Origin of the sequence: Mycobacterium sp. (genome assembly GCF_036488105.1) — a bacterium.
Lineage (GTDB): Bacteria > Actinomycetota > Actinomycetes > Mycobacteriales > Mycobacteriaceae > Mycobacterium.
Genome location: NZ_DASXHW010000455.1, coordinates 1 through 2045 on the forward strand (window position 1 = coordinate 1; position 2045 = coordinate 2045).

Sequence of the window (2045 nt, forward strand, 5' to 3'; positions counted from 1 at the left end):
GCCGCGCCGGGACTGGCAGAGCTCCATGATCGTGCCGATGAATTCGCTGGGCGCGATGATCGTGGTCTTGACGATGGGCTCGTACACGGCGCGGACCTTGCCTTCGGGCCAGTCCGACGGGTTGGTGACGACGAGTTCGGAATTGTCTTCCTTCTCCACTCGGTAGACCACGTTGGGTGATGTCGAGATGAGGTCGAGGTCGAACTCGCGTTCCAGGCGTTCGCGGGTGATCTCCATGTGCAGCAGACCGAGGAATCCGCACCGGTAGCCGAAGCCCAACGCCACCGATGTCTCCGGCTCGTAGGTCAGTGCGGCGTCGTTGAGTTGCAGCCGCTCCAACGCGTCACGCAGGTCGGGATAGTCCGAGCCGTCCACGGGATAAAGCCCCGAGTAGACCATCGGCCTTGGTTCGCGATACCCGGTCAGCGGCTCCGTTGCGCCGTGCCGCGCGGAGGTGACGGTGTCGCCGACCTTGGATTGGCGGACATCCTTGACACCGGTGATCAGATAACCGACCTCCCCCACGCCGAGGCCGTCCGATGCTTTCGGCTCGGGCGAGACAATGCCGACTTCCAGCAGCTCATGGGTGGAGCCGGTGGACATCATCGTGACCTTCTCGCGCGGCGTGATCTTGCCATCGATCACCCGCACATAGGTCACTACCCCGCGGTAGATGTCGTAGACGGAGTCGAAAATCATTGCGCGCGTAGGCGCTTTCGCGTCGCCGGTGGGTGGCGGCACTTCGCGCACCACGTGGTCGAGCAGGTCGGCGACGCCCTCCCCTGTCTTGCCCGAGACCCGCAGGACGTCGCTCGGCTCGCACCCGATGATGTGGGCGATCTCGCCGGCGTAGCGGTCGGGGTCGGCGGCGGGCAGGTCGATTTTGTTGAGCACCGGAATGATGTGCAGGTCGCGGTCGAGTGCCAGGTACAGGTTGGCCAGCGTCTGCGCCTCGATGCCCTGGGCGGCGTCGACCAGCAGCACTGCACCCTCGCATGCCTCCAGCGCGCGCGAAACTTCGTAGGTGAAGTCGACGTGGCCCGGGGTGTCGATCAGGTGCAGGACGTAGTCGGTGCCGTCAACGTTCCACGGCAGCCGAACGTTCTGCGCCTTGATGGTGATGCCGCGCTCGCGCTCGATGTCCATCCGGTCGAGGTACTGCGCGCGCATCGACCGCTCGTCGACGACTCCGGTGAGCTGCAACATGCGGTCGGCCAGCGTGGACTTGCCGTGGTCGATGTGGGCGATGATGCAGAAGTTCCGAATCTGCGCCGGCGCGGTGAAAGTCTTGTCGGCGAAACTGCTGATGGGAATCTCCTGCTGAAGCCGGGCTTAGGCCCCACCAGGGTATCCAGAGACGGGCGCCGCAGCACAATCGCGGGACGGGCTGGCCAAAACGAAACCCCCGGAGCGATCCTCCGGGGGTTCGTTGCGGAGCGATGACTCTATCTAGGGGACCAACGCCGGGAAGAACGCCGGCAGGTCAAGGTAACCGGCCAGGTCGTTCGCGCCGAACTCGTAGAAGTAGGTGGCGACGTCCGAGACGGAGCCGGTGCCGTTGGCAAACGCATCTTGGATCGTCTCCGTCGATCCGATCAGGTCGGTGGCTGGGATCGTGTCGATCGCGGCAGAGGGGTTCAGCAGCGAGTACAGCTCGACGTTGTAGGCGTCGGACCACTCGGTCAACGCGCCGTTGAGCACGTTGTAGGAACCCGGGTCAGTGGCGAGGCCAGCTGCGGTCGGGTTGACCCCGTAGATCAGGTAGTCGAACGGAGTGGTGCCAGTGCCCTGCACGGTCGCAATGTCCTGCGGCAGAATCGTGTCGTACCCGTTGACTAGCGTGTAGTCGGTGCTGGGGACGCCGGCGAGTGAGGCGTCGCTCACGAAGAGTGAGTTCAAAAACGACTCTTCACTGCCGACAACGCTGATGAGCGGGTCGGTTGGAGTCGCGGCCGCAAGCGGCGCGAATGTCAGTGCTGCTCCGACCGCGAAGCCGCCGACCACAGCAATTTTGCGCATGTTCAAGGTCATACCTTTCAATGATT

2 protein-coding genes are annotated in these 2045 nt (G+C 63.9%); both read right to left on the minus strand.

Going from position 1 to position 2045, the window contains the following annotated elements; translation table 11 throughout:
- Window positions 1–1314: translation elongation factor 4 (lepA, locus tag VGH54_RS23975; protein WP_331514617.1), on the minus strand; the 1314-nt coding region annotated here is incomplete at its 3' end.
- A gap of 135 nt (window positions 1315–1449) precedes the next feature.
- On the minus strand, window positions 1450–2045 hold a 596-nt coding region (locus tag VGH54_RS23980; RefSeq protein ID WP_331514616.1), incomplete at its 5' end, for a hypothetical protein.